The following is a 1,058-nucleotide window of genomic DNA, read 5'->3' as shown; positions in this document are numbered from 1 at the left end:
GCGGACGCCGGAAGCCGTGGCGATCGTTGATGAAAATACGGTCATGACATATGGTGAACTGCTTGCGGCTGCCAATCGAATTGCGCTTTTATTGAATCAAAAAGGCATGCGCACCGGAGTAATCGCGGGCATCGCCATGAAGCGTTCAGCGATGCTGATTGCAGGGATTCTTGGTGTGCTGAAAACCGGGGCGGCCTATGTGCCGATTGACCCGGAATACCCGGAAGAACGGATTCATTACATGCTGGATGACAGTAAAGCGGATGTACTGATCGTCGACCACGACGTTGTGCCTCCAGCAGGATATAGCGGGGGGATCGTTACCCTGCATCCATCCGAGCTGACCCATGTTACCTATGAAGATAGATGCCCTGTACGTGAAGCTGCTCATCCCCCTGAAGGTTTGGCTTATCTCATTTATACTTCGGGTTCGACTGGTAAACCGAAAGGTGTCATGATCGAGCATCGTTCTGTTGTCAACTTAATTCACAGTATGAAAGAGAAGATTGATTTCCAAGAGAATAAATCCATTCTCTGCGTAACAACGGTTTCCTTCGATATCTTCGTACTGGAGTCGTTGCTGCCGCTCGCACTTGGCATGAAAATCATCATGGCAAACGAAATGGAGCAGCGTGATCCGCATCAATTGGCTGCCCTGATCGAGCACCATCGTATCAACATGATTCAGATGACACCATCACGAATGCAAGTGCTGCTTTCGGCAGGAAGACAGGAATGCTTGGCTGCAGCCTCTGAAATCATGCTCGGAGGAGAAGCCATTCCATCGGGGCTTCTTGCCCAAGTGCGATTAGCTGCCTCGGCGAAGATTTACAACATGTATGGTCCGACAGAATCAACTGTATGGTCGTCAGTTCAAGAACTGACGGATGCCCAGGTTGTCACTATTGGCGGTCCAATTGCAAACACGCGTTTTTATATGATAAATGAGTCTCATCAGCTACAGCCAATCGGCGTTGTCGGAGAATTATGCATCGCCGGCGAGGGATTAGCGCGCGGCTATTTGAACCGACCGGAACTGACGGCAGAGAAGTTTGTCA

The 1,058-nt window shown here is 50.1% G+C and carries 1 protein-coding gene; it reads left to right on the top strand.

Annotated features, from left to right (window positions below):
- Window positions 1–1,058, top strand: a 1,058-nt coding sequence (locus NLX74_RS25475) for an amino acid adenylation domain-containing protein (RefSeq protein ID WP_254330929.1), incomplete at both ends; no start/stop codon positions are given.

This window comes from Paenibacillus sp. MZ03-122A, from assembly GCF_024213325.1.
GTDB classification, from domain to species: Bacteria; Bacillota; Bacilli; order Paenibacillales; family Paenibacillaceae; genus Paenibacillus; species Paenibacillus polymyxa_B.
Note: the sequence above shows the minus strand (reverse complement) of the source record. Positions and strands in the feature narration are given on the sequence as shown.